This window comes from Geodermatophilus sp. URMC 64 (assembly GCF_053502555.1).
In genome coordinates this window covers 5,285,648-5,306,530 of record NZ_CP199955.1, presented here as the reverse complement: position 1 = coordinate 5,306,530, position 20,883 = coordinate 5,285,648, and the positions used below count along the sequence as shown (strand labels likewise).

Genomic DNA, 20,883 nt, shown 5'->3' with positions numbered 1-20,883 from the left:
CCGTTGATCATCGGCAGGTGGCTGCCGACACGCCGGTGGAGGGCAGCCGCATGCCGATGATCACGGCGGGCGGGGGTCACCACTCGATCCCCCGCTGGCCCTTCTGGCCGGCGTCCATCGGGTGCTTGACCTTGGTCATCTCGACCACGAGGTCGGCCGCCTCGACCAGCTTCGGGTGCGCGTCGCGGCCGGTGATCACGACGTGCTGGTTGCCGGGGCGGTGCACCAGCGTCTCGACGACGTCGTCGACGTCCACCCAGCCCCACTTCATCGGGTAGGTGAACTCGTCGAGCACGTAGAAGCGGTGCGTCTCGGCGGCGAGGTCACGCCTGATCTGCGCCCAGCCCTCCGCGGCGTCGGCGGCGTGGTCGACCTCGGTGCCCTGCCGGCGCGACCACGACCAACCCGAGCCCATCTTGTGCCACACGACCGGACCGCCCTCGCCGGTCTGCTCGTGCAGCCGGCCCAGCGCGGTGAGCGCGTTCTCCTCGCCGACCCGCCACTTCGCGCTCTTGACGAACTGGTAGACCGCGATCGGCCAGCCCTGGTTCCACGCGCGCATCGCCATGCCGAAGGCGGCGGTGGACTTGCCCTTCATCTCGCCGGTGTGGACGGCGAGGATCGGCCGGTTGCGCCGCTGCCGCGTGGAGAGCCCGTCGTCCGGGGGGGTCAGCACCTGTCCCTTGGGCATCAGGCCGCCCTCGCGGTGCGCACGGTGGCCGCCAGCGCGTCGGCCGCCAGTTCCTCGAGCCGCAGCGTCTGCGCCCCGAGGGCGGCGCCGAGCGTGCCGGCCAGCCCGAGCCGGACCGGCCCGGACTCGCAGTCGACGACGACAGCCGCGGTACCGGCCGCGGCCAGCAGCCCGGCGGCGGCGTGCGCGTCGGCGAGGTGGCTGCCGCCGCGGGCGCCGGTCGCCCGCCCGTCGGTGACCACCACCAGCAGCGGACGGCGCTGCGGGTCGCGCACCCGCTCGACGCGCAGGGTCTCGTGCGCCCGCAGCAGCCCGGCGGCCAGCGGGGTCCTGCCGCCGGTGGGCAGCTCGGCCAGCCGGGCGGCCGCCGCCTCCACCGACCAGGTCGGCGGCAGCGCGAGCTCCGCACCGGCGCCGCGGAAGGTGATCAGCCCGACCTTGTCCCGCCGCTGGTAGGCGTCCAACAGCAGCGACAGGACGGCGCCCTTGACCGCGGCCATGCGGGATCGTGACCCCATCGACCCGCTCGCGTCCACGACGAACAGCACGAGATTTCCCTCGCGGCCCTCCAGCGCGGCCTGGCGCAGGTCCTCGCGCCGGATCCGCAGCCCCGGGCCGCTGCGCCCGCGGGCCACCTGGTGCGGGGCCGCGGCACGGACGGTGTCGGTCAGGTGCAGCCGCGTGACCGTGCCGGTGGGACGGCTGGAGCCGACGACCCGCCCGCGCTCCGAGCGGGCGCGGCTGCGCCGGCCGGCCGCGCCCGCGCCGATGCCCGGCACCTCCAGCCGGCGGGCGCGGAACGGCTCGCCCGGCGCCACCGCCGCCCGCTCCGGCGCCGGCCCCGAGGGGCCAAAATGGCCATTTTGGCCGTCGGGTCGGTCCTCGGTCGACCCGTCGGAAGGGCCAAAATGGCCATTTTGGCCGTCGGGGGGAGGGGCGCCGCCGTCGTCGTCCGGCGGTTCCGGCTCCTCGGGCCGGGAGTCCTCGAGCGCCTGGTCGAGGGTGTCCTCGTCGAGACCGGGCGCGTCGAAGGGGTTGCGCCGGCGCCGGTGCGGTAGCGCCAGGCGGGCGGCCACCCGGACGTCGTCCTCGGTCACCTCGTCGCGGCCGGACCACGCGGCGTGCGCGATCGCCGCGCGGGCGGTCACCAGGTCGGCGCGCAGCCCGTCGACGTCGAACGCAGCGCACACGGCGGTCACCTGCCGCAGCGCGGCGTCGGAGAGGACGACGTGCGGCAGGCGGGCGCGGGCCTCGGCGATCCGCGCGGCCAGTGCCGCTTCCTCGGCCGCCCAGGCGGCGGCGAACCCGGCCGGGTCGGCGTCGTAGGCGAACCGGCGGCGCACCACCTCGGCGCGGACGTCGGCGTCGCGCGGCGCGGCCACCTCGACGGTCAGCCCGAACCGGTCGAGCAGCTGCGGGCGCAGCTCGCCCTCCTCCGGGTTCATGGTCCCGACCAGCAGGAACCGCGCCGCGTGCCGCACCGACACGCCCTCGCGCTCCACGTAGGCGGTGCCCAGCGCGGCGGCGTCGAGCAGCAGGTCGACCAGGTGGTCGTGCAGCAGGTTGACCTCGTCGACGTAGAGCACGCCGCGGTGCGCCGCCGCCAGCAGCCCCGGCTCGAACGCCTTGACCCCCTCGGTCAGCGCCCGCTCGAGGTCCAGCGAGCCGACGACGCGGTCCTCCGACGCGCCGACCGGCAGCTCCACCAGCCGGGCCGGCCGGGTCGGTCCCGGCACGCCGGCGTCGTGCGGTCCGTCGGGACAGGCGGGGTCCGGCGCGGCCGGGTCGCAGGCGAAGCGGCACCCGGGGACGACGGCCACCGGCGGCAGGACGGCGGCGAGCGCGCGCACCGTCGTCGACTTCGCAGTCCCCTTCTCGCCGCGGACGAGCACGCCGCCGACGGCGGGGGAGACGGCGTTGAGCAGGAGGGCCAGCCGCATGTCGTCCATGCCGACGACGGCGCCGAAGGGGAAGGTCAAGCCGACCACGCGTCCTCTCCCCGGGTGTCCACGCCCGGAGGTGGCAGGAGGCGACGGCGGGAGTTCCTGGCTGACCGGCGCGGGGCCGGCTCACAGTGGCGGGACCGCGCCGGAGTTCCACCGGCTTCCTCCACTGCCGTCGCAGTTCGGGGGTCATTCGACCACGCGCACCCGACGCGCCGACAGCCCCCCTTCACTTGACGAGATGGAAAGTCGTCGCCAGACTTTCCGACATGGAAAGAGATGACGTCGCCGCCGCGGTCGCCCAGCTCGAGACGCTGCGGGCCGACCGCGCCGCGATCGCCGACCGGGCGATGCAGCCCTGGTGGTACGACGCGGCCCTGGGTCTGCTGGTCTTCGCCTTCCTCGGCTCGTACTCCTTCGGCTACCCGTGGGTGACCGTCGCGGTGCTGCCGGTCTTCTTCGCGGGCCTGTTCGTGCTGAAGCGGACCTACGAGCGGATCACCGGCTTCTGGGTCAGCGGGCTGCGCCCGGGCCGCACCCGGAAGCTGATCCTCCTGTGGTTCGTGTTCTACGGCGTCGTCCTGGCGCTGGCCGCCGGCGCCGAGTTCGGGCTCGGGTGGCACGGCGCGATGGTGGTGGGCGGCGCCGTGCTGGGGGTCGGGATCGCCCTGATCAGCCACTGGTGGTCGCGGATCTACATCGCCGAGCTGCGCGAGGGGCTGTGAGCACCACCGTCGAGCCGCGGTTCGACGCGGTCGTCCACGCGCCGCCGCGGCTGCAGATCTGCGGTCTGCTGGCCGCCGTCGACACGATGGAGTTCGCCGCCGTCCGCGACGCGGTGGGGGTGAGCGACTCGGTGCTCTCCAAGCACGTCAAGCAGCTGGAGGAGGCCGGCTACGTCGAGGTCCGCAAGGCGACGATCGCCTCGCGGCAGCGCACCAGCCTGGTGCTGACCCCTTCCGGGCGGGCGGCGTTCGCCGCGCACGTGGCCGAGCTGCGCCGGATCACCGGCGGGTGACGCGGGTCGCAGGAGGACAGTGACGGCGTGAAGGACCGACGGCGGCTGCTCGACGCGGCCGCCGTCGTCGCCGGCGGCGCACTCGCCGGCCTGCTGCTGGATCTGCTGCACGTGCCGTCGGCCGCCCTCTTCGGCGGCCTGCTCGCCGGGCTGGTGCGCGCGCTGGCCGTTCCCGGCCGGCTCGAGGTACCGCGGCCGGCGCTGACCGGGGCGCAGGCGGTGATCGGCGTGACCATCGGCGCGCTCGTCCGCCTGGACACCCTGGCCGCGATCGGCGAGCACTGGCTGCCGGTCCTGCTGGTGACCGTCGGCACCCTTCTTCTCAGCGTCGCCGCCGGTCAGCTGCTGCGGCTGCAGCGCGGGATCAGCCCGGTGACCGGCGCGTTCAGCATGATCGCCGGCGGCGCCTCCGGGATCACCGCGATGGCCCGCGACCTCGGCGCCGACCAGCGGATGGTCGCCGTCCTGCAGTACCTGCGGGTACTGCTCATCGCCGTCCTGATGCCGGTGGCCGCGGCGGCGGTCTACGGCGCTGCGCCGGTCTCCGGCGACGGTCCCGCCGCCACCGCGGGCCCCGGCTGGCCGGCCGGGCTGCTGTTCACCGTCGTCTGCGCCGGCGTGGGCATCGTCCTGGGCCGGCTCACGCGGGTCCCCGTCGGCGCCCTGCTCGGCCCGATGCTGGTCGCCGCCGTGGCGGACCTGTCCGGCCTCTCCCGCGGCGCCGTGGTGCCGGACCTGGTGGCGAACGCGGCGTTCCTCGTCATCGGCCTGCAGGTGGGGGTCAGCTTCACCCGGGAGAGCCTGCGCACGGTCGGGCGGGCGCTGCCGCTCGCGCTGGCGATCATCGCCGGGCTGATCGCGGCGTGCGCCGGGCTGGGCGCGGTGCTGGCGCCCGCCGCGGGGGTGGGACAGCTCGACGCCTACCTGGCGACGACGCCGGGTGGCCTGTTCGCCGTCCTTGCGACGGCCAGCGACAGCGGCGCAGACGCCACCTTCGTGCTCGCCGTCCAGGTGCTGCGGTTGTACGTGATGCTGCTCTCCGCGCCGCTGCTGGCGAGGTGGCTGCTGCGTGGCGGGAGGAGCGCGTAGCCGGCGGCCGCGTGACCGCGGTGCGGGACGCGCCTACCCTGGCTGGTCCGGATTCGTCCACGAGGAGGCCGCGCTGTCCGAGCACGCAGGGGGAACCGACGAGGTCGGCGTCGACGACGCCGTCCTGCTCTTCGTCGGCGGTCCGCTGGACGGGCGCGTGGAGATCCGGGCGGCGCGGCACGGCGAGCCCCTGCCGACGATCACCCACGTGCACCTGCACGGCGGGCCGAAGGTGGTGCACCGGTACGACCTCGAGTCGCTGACCGAGCAGACCGGCGTCTACCGCCTGCGGACGCCGGAGCGCCGCGTGGTGCCCGACCAGACGGCCGCCGACTGAGCTCTTCCCGCGGTGGATGACAGATGGCATCTGGCGGTGGCCCCTGGGCGCCGCCAGGGTCGCTGTCATGACCGACCAACCGTCCGGGAGCAGGCCCGGCGATGCGTGAGGCCGTCCTCACCGCGCACGTCCTCGCGGGCACGGTGGCCCTGGTCCTCGGCCCTGCCTGGCTGCTGGCCCGCCTGACCCGGACCCGGGGTCGGGTTCCGGCCGCGGGTTACCACCTCGCCCTGGGGACGGCGAGCTCGACCGGCGCCGGGCTCGCCGCCACGGCCCCGGGGCTGGCCTGGCTGTTGCCCGTCGCCGTCCTGATCCAGGCGCTCGCCGTCACCGGTGCCCTCGCCCGCCGGCGGGGGTGGCGTCGCTGGCCGACGCTCCAGCCGCACCTGCTCGGGGGCTCCTACATCGCCCTCGTCACGGCTCTGCTGGTCGCCGAGACGGGGAGCACGGTCTTCTGGGTGCTGCCTGCGGTGGTGGGCCAGCTGCCGATCGCGGTGGCCAAGCGCCGCCTCTCCTCGACCGCGGGTGCTCCCGCGGTGGCCGTGTGAGGGTTCAGCGGTCCCGCCGGAGGACGAAGCCGGTGTAGCCGTAGTCGCCCGGATGCGCGCGGCGCAGGTCGATCTCCGCCCGGTACTGCGCGAGTGCCGCCGCCGTCTCCGGGTCGGGGTCCGGCCAGGCAGCGATGCGGGCGGACAGCGGGCCGTAGTACTCGTCCTCCCAGTCGGAGTCCGGCAGCAGCCGGGTGGCCACCACCTCGTATCCGGCGGCCTCGGCCGCGGCGACGGTGGCCGCCGCGTCGCGCATCGCGGGGTAGGCCGCCCAGAACGCGCGCGCCTCGGGGGACGGCGCCGGCGTCGTCCATCCGACCTCGGTGAACACCAGCGCCCCGCCGGGCGCGAGCAGCCGCCGCCAGCCGGCCAGCGCCGCGTCGACGCCCATGATGTAGGCCGCGCCCTCGCACCACAGCAGGTCGAACGAGCCGTCGGCGTAGGGCAGCTCGCGCATCGACGCGCGCTCGACGGCGATCGGCAGGTGCCGCTCGGCGGCCGCGGCGCGCAGCCGATCGAGGAACGGCTCGTGCAGGTCGACGGCGGTGACCTGCAGGCCCTCCATGGCGAGCACCAGCGCCGAGCGGCCCGGACCGCACGCGATGTCCAGGGCGCGGCGGCCCGGCAGCGGCCGGGCGAGGTCGAGCAGCGCGCGGGTGGTCGGGTCGGAACCGACGCCCTCGCGCGGCAGGTCCGAGTGCAGGGCCCAGAAGACGTCGGTGCCGTTCATCGCGGCCACTGTGCCGGATCACCGGGCGCCCGCGCGACTGATTACCTATGACCCTGTTGACTTCCTAATGATGTTAGGAGAACACTGCCGCCATGGCGCACCCGGCCCGCATCGACCGCCGGCACGTCCGGCGGCAGGAGACGATCGAGCAGGTGCTCGACGTCGCCGTCGAGGTGATGGCCGACCAGGGCGTGGCCGGTCTGACGCTCGGCGAGGTCGCCCGCCGGATGGGCATCCGGCCGCCCTCGCTCTACGTCTACTTCGACGGGAAGAACGCCCTCTACGACGCGCTCTTCGAGCGCGGCTGGCGGCTGCTCGGCGACGCCATGCGCAGCGTGCGCGAGGGCTTCGACGGGGCCGATCCGGTGGCAGAGGTGTACGCGTACGGCGCGGCGTTCGTCCGCTGGGCCGTCGAGCACCCGGCCTACACCCCGCTGATGTTCTGGCGGCCGGTGCCCGGATTCACCCCCTCGGAACAGGCGTACGCACCTGCCGTGGAGGTGACGGCGTGGGGGCGCGCCCGGGTGGCCGGCCTGCGCGACCGGGGAGTGCTCCGGGCCGACGCCGACCTCGACCTGGCCTTCCGCACCTACACCGCGATCACCTCCGGCGTCATCACCCAGCAGTTGTCCAACGCGCCCGGGGAGCCGTTCGAGACCGGCGCCTTCACCCGCGCGCTGCCCGACGTGATCGCCATGTGGCTCGCCCACCACGGCGGGCCGCTCGTGCACCCACCCGCCCCTTCCTCCTGAGAGGAACCTCCGATGAGCGCCACCGTCACCCGGACGCCGCCCCGCTCCGCAGCCATGGACCGGGAGTCGGCGATGCGCCTGGCCGCGACGGAGTACGACCGGTTCCGCGCGCTGCTGACGCGGCTGGAGCCGGCCGACTGGACGAGGCCGACCGACTGCCCCGGCTGGGACGTGCGCGCCATGGCCGGCCACACCCTCGGCATGACGGAGATGACCGCCTCCCTCCGTCAGTTCGTCGTGCAGAACGCGGCCGCCGCTCGGGCCGGTGGGGGCATCGACAACCTGACCGCGCACCAGGTCCGCACGCGGGCGCAGCTGCGCACCGACGAGCTGGTCGAGCGGTTCGCCGCCGCAGGGCCGCGCGCGGTCCGCGGGCGCCGTCGCCTGGCCGCGGTCATCGGCCGCCTGCCGATGCCGGAGAAGCAGGTCGTCGGCGGCCGGCGCGAGACGTGGCGCTTCGACTACCTGTTCACCACCGTGCTGACCAGGGATCCCTGGATGCACCGCGTGGACATCAGCCGCGCGACCGGCCGCGAGCTGCAGCTCACCCCGGAGCACGACGGACGGCTCGTCGCCGACGTCGTGGCCGAGTGGGCGGCGCGGCACGGGAGGCCGTACCGGCTGCACCTGACCGGGCCCGCGGGTGGCGAGTGGTCCACCGGGACGGGCGGGCCCGAACTGGAGCTCGACGCCGTCGAGTTCTGCCGCGTCGTCTCCGGGCGCGGCTCCGGGACCGGCCTGCTCGCCGAGCAGGTCCCCTTCTGAAAGGACCACCCTTCCCCCCACGCCTCGCACGCTCGGCGCGGGGCCCTGAAGGGTGGCCGATTCTCCGAGGAGGTTCTCGTGCACATCCACCGCCCCGTCCCCGGGGTCACCGTCCTGTCCGACCCGCTGGAGGTGCCGGGCATCGGCCACCTCCCGGTCTCCGCCTTCGTCCTGCACGCCGCCGAGCCGGTGGTCGTCGACACCGGCCTGAGCCTCGCCGACCGGCACTTCGTCGAGGACCTGGCCGCGGTCGTCGATCCGGCCGACGTGCGCTGGATCTGGCTGACCCATCCCGACCGCGACCACACCGGCGGCCTGTTCGACCTGCTGGTCGCCGCACCGCAGGCGCGGGTCGTCACCACGTTCCTCGGCATGGGGATCATGTCCACCGAACGCCCGCTGCCCGTCGACCGCGTGTACCTGCTGAACCCCGGCCAGTCGCTGGACGTCGGCGACCGGGAGCTGCGGGCGTTCCGGCCGCCCCTGTTCGACAGCCCGGCGACCGTCGGGTTCCAGGAGTCGGCCGGCGGGGCGGTGTTCAGCTCCGACTGCTTCGGCGCGCCCCTGCCGAGCGAGGAGCTGGCCGCAGGGGACGACGTCCGTGCGATCCCGCCGGAGGACCTGAAGGCCGCCCAGCTGCTGTGGGCCGCCGTGGACAGCCCGTGGGTGCACCAGGTGGACCGTGCCGCCTACGAGCGCAGCTTCCAGCCGCTGCGGGCCATGTCGCCGTCCGCGGTGTTCAGCACCCACCTGCCGCCGGTGCTCGGCGACGCCGAGGACCTGCTGACGACGTTGCGGCAGGCTCCGGATGCCGACCCGTTCGTGGGGCCGGACCAGCGGGCGCTGGAGGAGATGCTGGCCGGTTTCGCCCCGGCCGCGGCGACCTGAGCAGGCGGGTCACCAGCCCTGGACGCGCCGGGCGTCGGCGACGACGCGGTCGAACCGCACCCGGTCGAGCGCCGCGCCCTCCCGGCGGACGCCGGCGGGGTCCAGCACGAGCAGCCGGTCGAGGCGCACCTCGCTGGGCCGGCCGCGGGAGTCCCACGGGCCGCGGCCGATGTCGGTCCAGTAGCGGCCGAAGCGGGCCTCGTCGGCGGCGTCCCGGTCGTGGTCCTTGCTGGTGAGCATCAGCGCGAGCAGGTCGCCGCCGCGCCGGCCGATGACCAGGACCGGGCGGTCCTTGCCCCGGCCGTCGTCCTCGTCGAACGGGACCCACGCCCAGACCACCTCGCCGGGATCGGGGGCGCCGTCGGCCCGCGGCGTGTAGCCGATCCGGTCCCCGGCGGCCGGGCCACGCTCGACCGAGCGGACCGGGCGTGCCCCGCGGGCGGACGGGCGCACGAGGGTGCGCACCAGCCGGCCGAGCCGCTCCCCGAAGCCCGCGCGCGCCATGCCCCCCACCGTACGGAGACGTCCCAGAAGACTCACGTGACACTCAGGTACCAATTGGTCACGACATGTTTTGGAGTTGCCGATACAAGGGCACCATCTAGTCACGGGGTGGTCTTGACGCGGCTCCCCGGGAGAGGGGGGCTCCATGAACTCGGCCGAACCGGTGCGACCGGCCGCCCCGCGGGCCCGCGAGGTGAAGGCGAGCGTCCTCGCCGCCTTCCAGCTCGTGGAGGACGCGCGCTACCTGGGTAGCGAGCGGCGCACCCAGCGGGAACGGGTCCGGCTCGTGACCGAACGCACGGTCGCCTATCGCAAGCTGGCCCGGGACCTCCTCGCCAGTTAGGCGACGCAGAACTCGTTGCCCTCCGGGTCGGCGAGCGTCACCCACTCGTGCGGCCCCTGCGAGGCGCGCCAGAGCTCGGTCGCGCCCGCGGCCACCAGCCGGGCCACCTCGGCCTCGCGGCGCTCGGCGCCCACGCGCAGGTCCAGGTGCATCCGGTTCTTGACCGTCTTGCCCTCCGGCACCTGCTGGAAGAGCACGCGCGGCCGCCCGGGGTCCGGCGAGTTGATCGCCGCCCCCTCCTTCCACACCAGCGCGCCCTTGTGCGTCGTCGTCTGGTCCTCGGTCGCGTACCCAGCCTCGATCATCCGGCGGATGAACGCCGCGTCCTGCGCCTCCACCTGCCAGCCGAGCGCCTCGGCCCACCAGTCGGCGAGCTCGTGCGGGGCGGCGCAGTCGATGACCACCTGGAAATCCGTCGCCATGGGGCCGGACCGTAGAGCAGCCGGGCGACGGTTCTCACAGCTCCGTGGCCAGCTCCGCGCGCATCGTGGCGTCGTCCGGCAGCGGGGTGGTCAGCCGGCAGTGGTCCTTGAGCACCTCGCCGAACGGTGCCCACGCCGACCGCGGCACCTGCCGCGACGGGTCCCACAGGCCCGAGCGCATGACCGCCTTGGCGCACTGCAGGTAGGCCCGCTGCACGGTGAGCAGCAGCACCGACCGCGGCGCCCTGCCGAACTCGGTGAGGTCGAGGTCCAGCGCGTCGGCGGGCAGCAGCTCGGTCGTCCCGAAGACCTTCAGCGTCTCCTCGAAGCCGGGCACGAAGAACAGCAGCGCGGCGCGCGGGTTGGCCGCGAGGTTGCGCAGGCTGTCGACCCGGTTGTTACCCTGCCGGTCCGGCAGCGCCAGCCGGTGCTCGTCGAGCACCTTCACGAAGCCCGGGTCGCCACCGCGCGGGGAGACCTCCGGGAAGCCGTCGGCGTCGGCGGTCGACAGCACGGCGAACGGCGAGAGCTCGATGAACGCCCGGCAGTGCGCGTCGATTTGGTCGATCACCTTGTCCCGCACCAGCTGCGACGGGGGCCGGTAGCCGGCGAGGACGTCGTCCATGGGGACGACGGTAGCTACCGTGCCCGACGTGACCGTCACCTGGAGCGCCCCCGTCCGCTACGTCGAGTGCGACCAGCAGGGCATCGTCTTCAACGCCCACTACCTCACCTGGGCCGACGAGGCCTCCAACGGCTGGTGGCAGACCCACGGCATCACCTGGGCCGAGCTGGCCGAGCGGCGCATCGAGCCGGTGGTCAAGGCCAGCACGCTGGAGTGGAGCTCGCCGGCCCGGTGGGGGGACACGGTGACCGTCGACGCGGAGACCGAGAAGGTGGGCCGCACCAGCGCCACGGCGCGGTTCACCGTCCGCGTCGGCGAGCGGGTCTGCTGCGTCGTCCGGACGACGTACGTCTGCGTGGCGGCGGACCGCTCGGAGCCCTGGCCGGACGACGTCCGCCAGCGGCTCGAGGCCTAACGGCCGGCGCCGGGCGGGAGCAGCGGGAGGTCGGCGGGGGCGCCGTCCTCGATCAGCCGCCAGAGCGCCGCGGTGTCGGCGTGCTCGGCGATCAGGTCGCCGAGGGCGTCCAGCCGGGCCTCGCGGACGGCGGCGAAGGCGGTGTCCGGCGCGGGCACGAAGCGGCGGCCGGTGATCCGTGCGACCTCGGTGAGGAAGGCGCGGCGGAAGCCGTCGTTCTCGAGCGCCCCGTGCCACGTCGTCCCGAACACCGCCCCCGAGCGGGCGCCGTCGAGGAACGGCTGGGTGGGCGGGTCGTCGGAGTCCCAGTCGACCGTGACGACGCCGTGGTGGATCTCGTAGCCGTGCACCGGCTCGCCGAGGGCCGTGCCGGACGGCCGGCCGAGGGTCTTCTCCGGCGCGAAGCGGACGTCGGCGGGCAGCAGCCCGAGCCCGGGCACCGTGCCGGCGCGCGACTCCACGTCGTCGGTGATCGTGCGCGCCAGCATCTGGTGGCCGCCGCAGATGCCGAGCACCGGGGCGCCCACGGCGGCCCGGCGCAGCACCGCGTCGGCGAGGCCGGACGAGCGCAGCCACGCCAGGTCGGCCACCGTCGAGCGGGTGCCGGGCAGGACGACGAGGTCGGCGTCGGCGAGCTCCTCCGGGCGGGTGGCGTAGCGGACCAGCACGCCGGGTTCGGCGGCCAGCGCATCGAGGTCGGTGAAGTTGGACAGCCGCGGCAGCCGGGCCACCGAGACCCGCAGCACCTCCTCGCCGTGCGGCGGCCCCGCGGGCTGCGCCGCCGCCCCCACCCCGAGGGAGTCCTCGACGTCGAGGTCCAGGCCCGGCACCCACGGGAGGACGCCGAACGTCGGCCGGCCGGTCAGCTCGGCGAGCGCGGAGAGGCCGGGGGAGAGCAGTCGGACGTCGCCGCGGAACTTGTTGACGAGGAACCCGGCGACCAGCCGCTGGTCGGCCGGCGGCATCAGCGCGACCGTGCCGTAGAGCGCCGGGAACAGCCCGCCGCGGTCGATGTCGCCGACCACGAGCACCGGCAGCCGCGCGGCCGTGGCCAGGCCCATGTTGGCGATGTCGTCGTCGCGCAGGTTGATCTCGGTGGGGGAGCCGGCGCCCTCGCAGACCACGACGTCGAACCGCGAGCGCAGGTCCGCCAGGCAGTCGAGCACGGTCTCCAGCAGCCCGGCCTTCATCGGCCGGTAGGACAGCGCGGTCACGTCGGCGACCGGCCGGCCGAGGACGACGACCTGGCTGGAGTTCTCGCCGCCCGGCTTGAGCAGCACCGGGTTCATCGCCGCCTCGGGCTCGACCCGCGCCGCCGCGGCCTGCATGACCTGTGCCCGGCCGATCTCCGCGCCGTCGGGCGTGACCATCGAGTTGTTGCTCATGTTCTGCGCCTTGAACGGCGCCACCGAGACGCCCTGGCGCACCAGCCACCGGCAGATGCCGGCGGTGACGACCGACTTGCCGGCATCGGAGGTCGTGCCCGCGACCAGGACCGCGCCGGAACGGGAGTCGATCATCGGCGGATGGCGGGCGACACGCCGACCGGGAGCAGCCACCTGCCGATGGTCACGGGGGAAACGCCGCTCGTCACGCGGCTGGTTCCGACGGGCTGCCCCACCCGGCCTTCTCCTGCCCCGACAGGTCCGCGATCGCGTGCATGATCCGGTCGGTCACGACCCGGCGGGCCTTGCCCTTGCCGGCCTGGCCCTTCTGCTCGGGGAAGGTGAGCGGCTCCCCGAAGGTGACCGTGATCCGCGCCGGCCGCGGCCACCGCGCCCCCACCGGCTGCACCTTGTCCGTGCCGGCCACGGCGACCGGGACGACGGGGCAGTCGGCGGTCAGGGCCAGCCAGGCGACGCCGGTCTTGCCCCGCGCCAGCCGGCCGTCACGGGACCGCGTGCCCTCGGGGTAGATGCCGAACCCCTCGCCGTCCTTGAGCACGGCGAGCGCCGTGTCCAGGGCCGCCTGCGCGGCCCGGTGCGTCTCCCGCTCGACGGGCAGGGCGCCGAGAGCGCTGAACAGCGTGCGGGAGAACCAGCCGGAGATCCCCGTGCCGGTGAAGTACTCCGCCTTCGCCAGGTAGTGGACCTTCCGCGGCGCCACGGTCGGGATCGCGATGCTGTCGATGAACGACAGGTGGTTGCTGGCGAAGATGACGGGGCCGGTCAGCGGCACGTGCTCGCGGCCGGTGACGTGCGGGCGGAAGAGCAGCCAGAACAGGGGCCGGATGACGAACCGGGCCAGGATGTAGAACACGCGGCGCTTCTCCTCCTCGGGCCGGCGGTGTCCGGCCGGGAGCGGCAGCTCCCCGGAACGCCCGGCGCGCGCATTCTCCCGAACCGCCGCGGCGCCCTCCCACGGTGGTGCGGGGCGAGGACGCGGCGGCGCGCGGTCCGTCGGTCGGCCGAGGGTCAGTGCAGCCGCGGCGACGGAGGGCAGGCGTCCCGCAGGATCGCGCGGACGTCGTCGGGCAGCGCCGCCCGCCCCGCGGCCGATTCGGTGATCGACTGCGCGACGTCGCGCACCTTGCGGTGCGTGTGGCTGGACATGTGCGTGAGCAGCTCGAAGGCGACCTGGTCGCTGCAGTTGGTCAGCAGCATGAGGATGCCCTTGGCCTGCTCGATCGTCGCCCGGCTGGCCATGGCGGTGCGCAGCTGGCTCACCTCGGTCTGCAGGGCGGTGACCATGTCGTCGTCGTGCACGAGCCGTCCGCCGGTGATGTCGACGCAGGCCCCCTCGACGGCGGCCACCGATCCGTCGGGCCCCGGCCGGGGCTCCCCGAGCAGCACCATCACGCGCAGCGTGCCGTCGGAGCGCAGCACGCGGGTCTCGAGGGCGAACGGCCGGCCGGTCATTGCGCGGTCGAGCGCCGCCATCATGCGCGCCCGGTCGTCGCGGTGCTGGCACTGCAGCAGCAGTTCGGTGCACGGGTGCGTGCCCTCGGGCAGGAGCCCGAACAGCTCGTACATCTCCGGCGACCACCACCAGGCGGTCGTGCGGGGATCGAGGCGGTACCGGCCGGTGAGTCCAGAGCGGTCAGCCGGTACGGCGTCCGGCCGGGGTGGTGCGGCTGCGGTCATGCCGGTCAGGCCCGAGCGCGGGCGGCGAGCGGTGCGGGAGCGGGGAGGAGCCGGTGAGACCATGGGGAACTCCTGGTCAGAGGCGCGTCGGCCCTGGACGACGGGAGCTCGCTGCCGTTGCTTCGACACCGCGCATCCACCGGCCCGCGCGGGGCCGGTCGCTCCGATGCGGAAGACCGTACGTCCACCCCCGCCGTTGCGCACGAGAGGGCGGAACGGGACGTTGCGCGCCGGGCCCGTCCGAGCGAGCCGTCACCGTCCGATCACGCACAGTCAGTGGTCCGGTGCGCTGCGGCGACCCGTCCGGCCGCGGCGGCGATCGCCGCCGCCACCCACACGGCGCGGGAGAGCCGGACGGCGCGGCCGATGTCGCCGGCTACCGGTGTCCGCCCGCTGCCGAGCAGCGGGCGCTCCTCGACGCGGCTGCCGTACACGTTGCGGCCGCCCAGCCGCACGCCGAGCGCGCCCGCCGTCGCGGCCTCGCACCGTCCGGCGTTCGGGCTGGGATGCGCGGCGCCGTCCCGCAGCCAGGTGCGCAGCGCCGCGGGGGCCGAGCCGCCGGCGAGCGGTGCGCAGAGCACCGTGAGCGCGGCGGTGAGCCGGGCCGGCAGCCACCCGAGGACGTCGTCGGTGCGGGCCGCCGCCCAGCCGAAACGCGCGTAGCGCGGGGAGCGGTGGCCGACCATCGCGTCGAGCGTGTTGGCCGCCCGGTAGGCGAGCAGGCCCGGCAGCCCCGCGACGGCGCCCCAGACCAGCGGGCCGACCGCGGCGTCGGCGGTGTTCTCGGCGACCGACTCGATGGTCGCGCGGGCCAGCTCCCCCTCGCCCAGCCCGCGGGGGTCGCGGCCGGCCAGGGTGGGCAGCGCCGCGCGCGCGGCAGCCAGGTCGCCGTCCGCCAGGTGGCCCTGCAGGGTGCCGGCCGCACGGCCCAGGGAGGTGCCGCCGAGCACGGTCCAGGTGGCGGCGGCTGTGACCAGCAGGCGCGCGGCCGGCCGGCGGCGCGTGGCGCGGTCGAGCGCGAGCCCGAGGACGGCGGCGCCGGTGACCAGCCCGCCCGCGTAGCCCGCGCCGACGACGCGGGAGTCGCGCCAGACCCGGCGTTCGAGTGCGGCGGCCGCGGTGCCGAAGCCGGCGACCGGGTGGCCGCGCCGGGGGTCGGCGAGCAGCAGGTCGGCGGCGGCGCCGAGGACGAGCCCGGCGGCGGTGGGGGAGCGCACGGCCGACATCGTGCCGACTTCCCTCCGGTGCGCCGTCCCTAGGATCTGCGGGCATGCGCCTGCCCGGCCGTTACGACGGCACCGCCCGGCCGATCGTGACCTACGGCAGCGATCCGGTCCTGCACCGGCCGTGCGCACCCGTCACCGACTTCGACCGCGACCTGCGCCGGCTGGTGCTCGACATGTTCGCGAGCATGCACGCCGCCGACGGGGTGGGGCTGGCCGCCAACCAGATCGGCGTCGACGCGCGGATCTTCGTCATCGACTGCCCGGACGCCGAGGGGAAGGACGTCGTCGGCTACGTCGTCAACCCCGTGCTCACGCTGCCCGGGCCGGTCGGCGACGAGCCCGCGGAGGAGGTCACCGAGGAGGGCTGCCTGTCGGTGCCCGGCCCGTACGCCGAGCTGGCGCGCGCCTTCCGGGCCCGGGTGGACGGCGTCGACGTGTCGGGCCAGCCGGTGACCATCGAGGCCACCGGGATGGCCGCGCGCTGCCTGCAGCACGAGGTGGACCACCTCGAGGGAACCGTCTACGTCGACCGGCTGCCCGAGGCGCAGCGCGACCAGCTGCTGGCCGAGGCGGCGGGGCCGGACGGGGAGCTGCCCGCATGAGCGACGTGCTCGAGACCCCGGTCTCCCGGACGCCCGTCGTCGTCGTGGGCATCGGTGCCGACGGCTGGGAGGGGCTGGCGCCGACGTCCCGTGCCGAGGTGGAGCGGGCCGAGGTGCTCATGGGCAGCACCCGCCAGCTCGACCTGGTCCCGCCGTCGGTGACCGCGCAGCGGGTGCCGTGGCCCTCGCCGATGACCGAGGCGCTGCCCGGGCTGTTCCAGGTTCACGCCGGCCGCGCCGTCGTCGTCCTGGCCAGCGGGGACCCGATGCTCTCGGGGATCGGCACGACGCTGACCCGGCTGCTCGGCCACGAGCGGGTGCGGGTGCTGCCGGCGCCGTCGTCGGTGTCGCTGGCCTGCGCCCGGCTGGGCTGGGCGGTGGAGGACACCGAGGTGGTCAGCCTGGTCGGCCGGCCGCTGGAGCTGCTGCACCCGCACGTGCAGCCCGGTCGCCGGCTGCTGGTCCTCGGCTCGGACGGCGGGACCCCGGCCCAGGTGGCCGCGCTGCTGGCCGCGCGCGGCTACGGGCCGAGCACGCTCACCGTCCTCGGCGGGCTGGGCGGGCCGGACGAGGAGGTGCGCACCGGCACCGCGGCCACCTGGTCGCAGCCGGCGCCGTCCCTGGTGGTGACCGCGGTCGAGTGCCGCGCCGAGCGCGGCACCATGCCGCTGCCGACCACGCCGGGGCTGCCGGACGGCGCCTACGAGTCCGACGGGCAGCTGACCAAGTCCGAGGTCCGCGCGATCACCCTCGCCCGGCTGGCCGCGGTGCCGGGGCAGCTGCTGTGGGACATCGGCGCGGGCGCGGGCTCGATCGGCATCGAGTGGATGCGGGCGCACCCGGCCTGCCGCGCCGTCGCGGTCGAGGCGTCGGCCGAGCGGGCGGAGCGGATCGTGCGCAACGCCTCGCGGCTGGGCGTGCCGTACCTGCGGGTGGTGCACGGGCACGCCCCCGACGTGCTGCCCCGGCTGCCGGCGCCCGACGCGGTGTTCATCGGCGGCGGCCTCACCACGCCGCTGCTGCTCGACGCCTGCTGGGACGCGCTGCCGGCCGGTGGCCGGCTGGTCGCCAACGCGGTCACCGTGGAGAGCGAGGCGGTGCTCGGCTCGTGGCACGCGCGGGTCGGCGGCGAGCTGGTGCGGGTGGCCGTGCAGCGCGCCGAGCCGATCGGCGGCTTCACCGGCTGGAAGCCCGCCATGCCCGTGACGATCTGGTCGGCGACCCGGTGAGAGCGCTTTTTCGGGCTGAAGCTCCGTGGTTTTTCGGGCTGAAGCCCCGGAGGACGGCGTCGTGACCGTGCACTTCATCGGTGCCGGACCCGGGGCGGCGGACCTGGTCACCGTGCGCGCGGCGCGGATCATCGCCACCGCCCCGGTCTGCCTCTACGCCGGCGCGCTGGTGCCCCGGGAGCTGCTCGACACCGCGCCGCCCGGCGCCCGCCTCGTCGACACCGCCGACCTCGACCTGGACCAGATCACCGCCGAGCTGGTCGCCGCGCACGAGGCCGGCCTCGACGTCGCCCGGCTGCACTCCGGCGACCCGTCGGTCTACAGCGCGATGGCCGAGCAGATGCGCCGGCTGGACGCCGCCGGCGTGCCCTACGACGTCGTCCCGGGGGTGCCCGCGTTCGCGGCCGCGGCGGCCTCGCTCAAGCGGGAGCTGACCGTGCCGGGCGTGGGGCAGACCGTCGTCCTCACGCGGACGTCGGCCCGCTCGACGCCGATGCCGCCGGGGGAGTCGCTGGCCGCCTACGCCGCGACCGGCGCGACGCTCGTGCTGCACCTGGCGGTGCAGCGTCTGCGCGAGCTGGTGCCGGAACTCGTGCCGCACTACGGGGAGGACGGCCCGGTCGCCGTCGTCGCCCGCGCCAGCCGGGACGACGAGCTGGTCCTGCGCGGCACGCTCGCCGACATCGCCGAGCGGGTCGAGGACGCCGGGGTGAAGCGGACGGCGGTGGTGATCGTCGGCCCGGTGCTCACCGCGGCCCAGTTCCCCGACAGCCACCTCTACTCGACGACGAGGCCCCGATGACGCGAACGCACTACTTCACCGCGTCCAGTCTCGACGGTTTCCTCGCGACCGCCGACCACTCGCTCGACTGGCTGCTCAGTCAGGACGTCGATCCCGCCGGACCGATGGGCTACGAGCCGTTCATCGAGCGGATCGGCGCCCTGGCGATGGGCGCCTCGACCTACCGGTGGCTCCTCGACCACGCCGAGTGGCCCTACACGCTGCCGACCTGGGTGTTCACCCACCGCGAGTTCCCGCCGCCTCCGGCGGGTGTGCGGTTCACCAGCGACGACGTCGCCGAGGTCCACCCCGAGCTGGTGGCCGCGGCCGGCGACAAGGACGTGTGGCTGGTGGGAGGCGGCGAGCTGGTCGGGCAGTTCGCCGACCGCGGCCTGCTCGACGAGGTGTGGGTGCAGTACGCCCCGGTCACCCTGGGCGCGGGCGCGCCGCTGCTGCCGAGGCGGTTGGACCTGGTCCTGGTCGACGTCGCGCGCAACCGCAACTTCCTCTGCGGCCGCTACGAGGTCCCGCGGTGTTGAAGGACCCCGCTGCCCCCCACCGCTCGCACGCTCGCGACGGGTCCCTGCACCGGGGCCTACGCGCGGCCGACGATCGTGCCGCCGCGGTCGATGACCACGACGTCGACCTCGACGGGCGCGCCGCGCAGCACGCCGAGCGCGGTCTCACGAGCGCCGGCGGCCACCAGGTCGCCCAGCGGCAGGCCGGCGGCCGTGCACTGCCGCAGGGCGTCGAGCGCGGTGTTCGCCGTCCGCACGCCCTCGACCAGCTCCGGGGAGCCCCCGGCGTCGCGCACCCGCGTGGCCAGCGAGTCGAAGGACACCTGCGAGCGGCCGGAGTGCAGGTCGAGGTGCCCGTCGGCGAGCTTGGCCAGCTTGCCGATGCCGCCCGCGACGGTCAGCCGCGGCACCGGGTGGCGGCGCAGGTACTTGAGCACGGCCCCGGCGAAGTCGCCCATGTCCAGCAGGGCGTCCTCGGGCAGGCCGTAGAGCTCGGTGACGACGCGCTCCGACGTCGAGCCGGTGCACCCGGCGACATGGGTGTGCCCCGCCGCGCGGGCGACGTCGATGCCGCGGCGGATCGAGTCGATCCACGACGAGCACGAGTACGGGACGACGACGCCGGTGGTGCCGAGGATCGACAGGCCGCCGAGGATGCCCAGCCGCGGGTTCCAGGTCCGGCGTGCCAGCTCCTCGCCGTTCTCCACCGAGACGGTGACGACGACGTCCCCGCTGCCGCCGTGCCGGGCGGCGACCGCGGCGAGGTGCTCGCGGATGAACGTCCGCGGCATCGGGTTGATCGCCGGCTCCCCGACGGCCAGCGGCAGGCCGGGCTTGGTCACCGTGCCCACGCCGGGGCCGGCGCGGAAGGTCACCCCGCTGCCCGGGGCGCCGTGGGTCACGGTCACGGACACCAGCGCGCCGTGGGTGACGTCGGGGTCGTCGCCGGCGTCCTTGACGATGCCGGCGGTGGCCGTGCCCTCGCCCAGCGACTCGCGGGCCAGCGCGAACGACGGGTGCTTGTCGTGCGGCAGGTCGATCGGCACCGGATCGGGGAACTCGCCGGTGAGCAGCGCGGTGTAGGCGGCGGTGGCGGCGGCGGTCGCGCACGCGCCCGTCGTCCACCCGTACCGCAGCCCGCTGGTCACGTGATCAGCATGCACGGGAGGAAGGCATGGTGACCGGGAAGGTGCTGCTGCTGGGGGGCACGGGGGAGGCCCGGCGGCTGGCCGAGGCGCTCACCGCCGAGGGCGGCGACGTCCTCAGCTCGCTGGCCGGCCGGACGGCGGACCCGCTGCTGCCCCCCGGCGAGGTGCGCATCGGCGGGTTCGGCGGCGCCGAGGGGCTGGCGGACTGGCTGCGCGGACACCCCGTGCGGGCGCTGGTCGACGCCACCCACCCCTTCGCCACGGCGATCACGCAGCACGCGGCGCGGGCGGCGGCCGACACGCGCACGCCCTACGTGCGGCTGCAGCGCCCCGGCTGGCGGGAGCAGCCGGGCGACGACTGGCGGTGGGTGGACTCGCTCGAGGCGGCGGCCGAGGCCGTGGCCGGCTTCGCGCACGTCTTCCTCACGACGGGCCGCACCGGCCTGGGCGCCTTCGCGGGGCTCGACCAGGAGGTGCTGGTCCGCTCGGTCGACCCGCCGGAGCCGCCGGTGCCCGAACGCACCACCGTCGTCCTCGAGCGGGGGCCGTTCACGGTGGAGGAGGAGCTCGCCCTGATGCGCGAGCACGCCGTGGACGTCGTCGTCACCAAGGACTCCGGCGGGCACCTCACCGAGGCGAAGCTGACCGCCGCGCGCGAACTCGGCATCCCGGTGGTCGTGGTGCGCCGGCCGCCGCTCCCGCCCGGGACGCCGGTGGTGGCGTCGGTCGAGGAGGCGCTGGCCTGGCTGGGACGGGCCGGGGTCAGGCCGAGCGGAACGCCCAGACCGTGAGCCACACCGTGCCGACCGTCAGCACCATCGCCCCCGGCACGTGCGCCGCCATGACGGCGGCCGAGCCGAGGGCCGCCTGCACGAAGGTCGCGAGGAAGACCAGCCCGGCCAGCGCGACCGGCCACAGCGGGCCCCGGGAGCGACGCCAGTGCAGCGCGGTCGCGGCCAGCAGGAGGCCCGTGGTCACGTGCAGCGCGATCGCCCCCGCGCCGTGCGCCCCGAGGACGTCGGCGCCGCCGAGGAGCCGCCCGGCCGTGGCGAACTGCCAGAGGAGGGCGAGCAGGGCCAGGACCGCCGTGAGCTGCAGGGGGCGCACGGTGGAGGCCGTGCTGACCGGCGCGGCAGAGGTGCGGGTCATCTCGTCGGTCCTCCCGGAGGGAACAGGTCGTTGACGTTTCATGCAACCAGCTCCAAGCCGGATGCGGAAGGGGTCCC

The 20,883-nt window shown here is 75.4% G+C and carries 27 protein-coding genes and 1 riboswitch; of the genes, 15 read left to right on the top strand and 12 right to left on the bottom strand.

The features are described from left to right. Positions 1-76: 76 nt before the first annotated feature. Together cobO and ACWIYF_RS26000 are read right to left on the bottom strand one after the other, a co-directional pair. Positions 77-691: a cob(I)yrinic acid a,c-diamide adenosyltransferase gene (cobO, locus tag ACWIYF_RS26005; RefSeq protein ID WP_448625718.1), complete on the bottom strand. Its 615-nt coding sequence runs from the start codon at positions 689-691 to the stop codon at positions 77-79. Beyond that, the gene (locus tag ACWIYF_RS26000; RefSeq protein WP_448625717.1) at positions 691-2,679 is read right to left on the bottom strand and encodes a putative cobaltochelatase; all 1,989 of its coding nucleotides are present in this window, start codon (positions 2,677-2,679) and stop codon (positions 691-693) included. The genes cobO and ACWIYF_RS26000 overlap by 1 nt, the downstream gene beginning before the upstream one ends. 51 nt (positions 2,680-2,730) lie before the next feature. Beyond that, positions 2,731-2,801: riboswitch (cobalamin riboswitch) on the bottom strand. 102 nt (positions 2,802-2,903) lie between these two features. On the opposite strand from ACWIYF_RS26000, the gene ACWIYF_RS25995 reads away from it, so the two are divergent. The 5 genes from ACWIYF_RS25995 (at position 2,904) to ACWIYF_RS25975 (ending at position 5,626) form a co-directional block, all read left to right on the top strand. Further along, on the top strand, positions 2,904-3,359 hold the full coding sequence (locus ACWIYF_RS25995; protein ID WP_448625716.1) for a hypothetical protein: 456 nt from the start codon (positions 2,904-2,906) through the stop codon (positions 3,357-3,359). After that, positions 3,356-3,652: a transcriptional regulator gene (locus tag ACWIYF_RS25990; RefSeq protein ID WP_448625715.1), complete on the top strand. Its 297-nt coding sequence runs from the start codon at positions 3,356-3,358 to the stop codon at positions 3,650-3,652. The genes ACWIYF_RS25995 and ACWIYF_RS25990 overlap by 4 nt, the downstream gene beginning before the upstream one ends. A 27-nt stretch (positions 3,653-3,679) precedes the next feature. Further along, on the top strand, positions 3,680-4,741 hold the full coding sequence (locus ACWIYF_RS25985; RefSeq protein ID WP_448625714.1) for an AbrB family transcriptional regulator: 1,062 nt from the start codon (positions 3,680-3,682) through the stop codon (positions 4,739-4,741). Next, positions 4,722-5,078, top strand: a complete 357-nt coding sequence (locus tag ACWIYF_RS25980; protein WP_448625713.1) for a hypothetical protein — start codon at positions 4,722-4,724, stop codon at positions 5,076-5,078. Before ACWIYF_RS25985 ends, ACWIYF_RS25980 begins: the two co-directional genes overlap by 20 nt. A gap of 101 nt (positions 5,079-5,179) precedes the next feature. Continuing rightward, positions 5,180-5,626: a hypothetical protein gene (locus ACWIYF_RS25975; RefSeq protein ID WP_448625712.1), complete on the top strand. Its 447-nt coding sequence runs from the start codon at positions 5,180-5,182 to the stop codon at positions 5,624-5,626. A gap of 4 nt (positions 5,627-5,630) precedes the next feature. Here ACWIYF_RS25975 and ACWIYF_RS25970 read toward each other — a convergent pair whose 3' ends face one another. Further along, positions 5,631-6,356, bottom strand: coding sequence for a class I SAM-dependent methyltransferase (locus tag ACWIYF_RS25970; RefSeq protein ID WP_448625711.1), 726 nt, complete (start codon positions 6,354-6,356; stop codon positions 5,631-5,633). 92 nt (positions 6,357-6,448) lie between these two features. Here ACWIYF_RS25970 and ACWIYF_RS25965 point away from each other — a divergent pair, with 92 nt between their 5' ends. The 3 genes from ACWIYF_RS25965 to ACWIYF_RS25955 all read left to right on the top strand — a co-directional run bounded on the left by ACWIYF_RS25965 (position 6,449) and on the right by ACWIYF_RS25955 (position 8,761). After that, positions 6,449-7,108, top strand: a complete 660-nt coding sequence (locus ACWIYF_RS25965) for a TetR/AcrR family transcriptional regulator (RefSeq protein ID WP_448625710.1) — start codon at positions 6,449-6,451, stop codon at positions 7,106-7,108. Between the two features lie 12 nt (positions 7,109-7,120). Continuing rightward, entirely contained in the window at positions 7,121-7,873 is a 753-nt protein-coding gene (locus tag ACWIYF_RS25960) for a maleylpyruvate isomerase family mycothiol-dependent enzyme (protein ID WP_448625709.1), read from the top strand. 78 nt (positions 7,874-7,951) lie between these two features. Continuing rightward, on the top strand, positions 7,952-8,761 hold the full coding sequence (locus ACWIYF_RS25955; RefSeq protein ID WP_448625708.1) for an MBL fold metallo-hydrolase: 810 nt from the start codon (positions 7,952-7,954) through the stop codon (positions 8,759-8,761). Between the two features lie 9 nt (positions 8,762-8,770). Here the strand turns inward: ACWIYF_RS25955 and ACWIYF_RS25950 are convergent, their stop codons facing one another. Further along, positions 8,771-9,265: a type II toxin-antitoxin system PemK/MazF family toxin gene (locus tag ACWIYF_RS25950; RefSeq protein WP_448625707.1), complete on the bottom strand. Its 495-nt coding sequence runs from the start codon at positions 9,263-9,265 to the stop codon at positions 8,771-8,773. Between the two features lie 145 nt (positions 9,266-9,410). Between ACWIYF_RS25950 and ACWIYF_RS25945 the strand changes: the two genes are divergently transcribed. Further along, positions 9,411-9,608, top strand: coding sequence for a hypothetical protein (locus ACWIYF_RS25945; protein ID WP_448625706.1), 198 nt, complete (start codon positions 9,411-9,413; stop codon positions 9,606-9,608). Here ACWIYF_RS25945 and ACWIYF_RS25940 read toward each other — a convergent pair. Beyond that, positions 9,605-10,030, bottom strand: a complete 426-nt coding sequence (locus ACWIYF_RS25940; RefSeq protein ID WP_448625705.1) for a VOC family protein — start codon at positions 10,028-10,030, stop codon at positions 9,605-9,607. The two genes, ACWIYF_RS25945 and ACWIYF_RS25940, sit on opposite strands and share 4 nt — an antisense overlap. 34 nt (positions 10,031-10,064) lie before the next feature. Next, a complete protein-coding gene (locus tag ACWIYF_RS25935) occupies positions 10,065-10,655 on the bottom strand; it encodes an MSMEG_1061 family FMN-dependent PPOX-type flavoprotein (RefSeq protein WP_448625704.1) in 591 nt (196 codons plus the stop codon). Positions 10,656-10,683: 28 nt separating this feature from the next. Between ACWIYF_RS25935 and ACWIYF_RS25930 the strand changes: the two genes are divergently transcribed. Next, positions 10,684-11,070: an acyl-CoA thioesterase gene (locus ACWIYF_RS25930; RefSeq protein ID WP_448625703.1), complete on the top strand. Its 387-nt coding sequence runs from the start codon at positions 10,684-10,686 to the stop codon at positions 11,068-11,070. On the opposite strand, the gene ACWIYF_RS25925 is transcribed toward ACWIYF_RS25930, so the two are convergent. The 4 genes from ACWIYF_RS25925 to ACWIYF_RS25910 all read right to left on the bottom strand — a co-directional run bounded on the left by ACWIYF_RS25925 (position 11,067) and on the right by ACWIYF_RS25910 (position 15,379). Beyond that, on the bottom strand, positions 11,067-12,590 hold the full coding sequence (locus tag ACWIYF_RS25925) for a cobyric acid synthase (RefSeq protein WP_448625702.1): 1,524 nt from the start codon (positions 12,588-12,590) through the stop codon (positions 11,067-11,069). The genes ACWIYF_RS25930 and ACWIYF_RS25925 overlap by 4 nt on opposite strands. Before the next feature lie 70 nt (positions 12,591-12,660). Continuing rightward, on the bottom strand, positions 12,661-13,329 hold the full coding sequence (locus ACWIYF_RS25920) for a lysophospholipid acyltransferase family protein (protein WP_448625701.1): 669 nt from the start codon (positions 13,327-13,329) through the stop codon (positions 12,661-12,663). Positions 13,330-13,484: 155 nt separating this feature from the next. Further along, positions 13,485-14,153: a PAS and ANTAR domain-containing protein gene (locus ACWIYF_RS25915; RefSeq protein WP_448625700.1), complete on the bottom strand. Its 669-nt coding sequence runs from the start codon at positions 14,151-14,153 to the stop codon at positions 13,485-13,487. Between the two features lie 263 nt (positions 14,154-14,416). After that, positions 14,417-15,379, bottom strand: coding sequence for a cobalamin biosynthesis protein (locus ACWIYF_RS25910; protein ID WP_448625699.1), 963 nt, complete (start codon positions 15,377-15,379; stop codon positions 14,417-14,419). A 44-nt stretch (positions 15,380-15,423) separates the two neighbouring features. On the opposite strand from ACWIYF_RS25910, the gene def reads away from it, so the two are divergent. From def to ACWIYF_RS25890, 4 genes are all read left to right on the top strand, one after another. Then, positions 15,424-15,981, top strand: a complete 558-nt coding sequence (gene def / locus ACWIYF_RS25905) for a peptide deformylase (protein WP_448625698.1) — start codon at positions 15,424-15,426, stop codon at positions 15,979-15,981. Further along, a complete protein-coding gene (gene cbiE, locus ACWIYF_RS25900) occupies positions 15,978-17,210 on the top strand; it encodes a precorrin-6y C5,15-methyltransferase (decarboxylating) subunit CbiE (RefSeq protein WP_448625697.1) in 1,233 nt (410 codons plus the stop codon). Before def ends, cbiE begins: the two co-directional genes overlap by 4 nt. 61 nt (positions 17,211-17,271) lie before the next feature. Continuing rightward, the gene (cobM, locus tag ACWIYF_RS25895; protein ID WP_448625696.1) at positions 17,272-18,012 is read left to right on the top strand and encodes a precorrin-4 C(11)-methyltransferase; all 741 of its coding nucleotides are present in this window, start codon (positions 17,272-17,274) and stop codon (positions 18,010-18,012) included. After that, positions 18,009-18,530 carry a dihydrofolate reductase family protein gene (locus ACWIYF_RS25890; RefSeq protein WP_448625695.1) on the top strand — a complete coding sequence of 174 codons (522 nt, stop codon included), beginning with the start codon at positions 18,009-18,011 and terminating at the stop codon, positions 18,528-18,530. Before cobM ends, ACWIYF_RS25890 begins: the two co-directional genes overlap by 4 nt. 56 nt (positions 18,531-18,586) lie before the next feature. Here the strand turns inward: ACWIYF_RS25890 and ACWIYF_RS25885 are convergent, their stop codons facing one another. Continuing rightward, positions 18,587-19,657: a cobalt-precorrin-5B (C(1))-methyltransferase gene (locus ACWIYF_RS25885; RefSeq protein ID WP_448625694.1), complete on the bottom strand. Its 1,071-nt coding sequence runs from the start codon at positions 19,655-19,657 to the stop codon at positions 18,587-18,589. A gap of 26 nt (positions 19,658-19,683) precedes the next feature. Between ACWIYF_RS25885 and ACWIYF_RS25880 the strand changes: the two genes are divergently transcribed. Next, positions 19,684-20,448: a cobalt-precorrin-6A reductase gene (locus tag ACWIYF_RS25880; RefSeq protein WP_448625693.1), complete on the top strand. Its 765-nt coding sequence runs from the start codon at positions 19,684-19,686 to the stop codon at positions 20,446-20,448. On the opposite strand, the gene ACWIYF_RS25875 is transcribed toward ACWIYF_RS25880, so the two are convergent. After that, positions 20,420-20,806, bottom strand: coding sequence for a hypothetical protein (locus ACWIYF_RS25875; protein ID WP_448625692.1), 387 nt, complete (start codon positions 20,804-20,806; stop codon positions 20,420-20,422). The two genes, ACWIYF_RS25880 and ACWIYF_RS25875, sit on opposite strands and share 29 nt — an antisense overlap. Between the last annotated feature and the right edge of the window lie 77 nt (positions 20,807-20,883).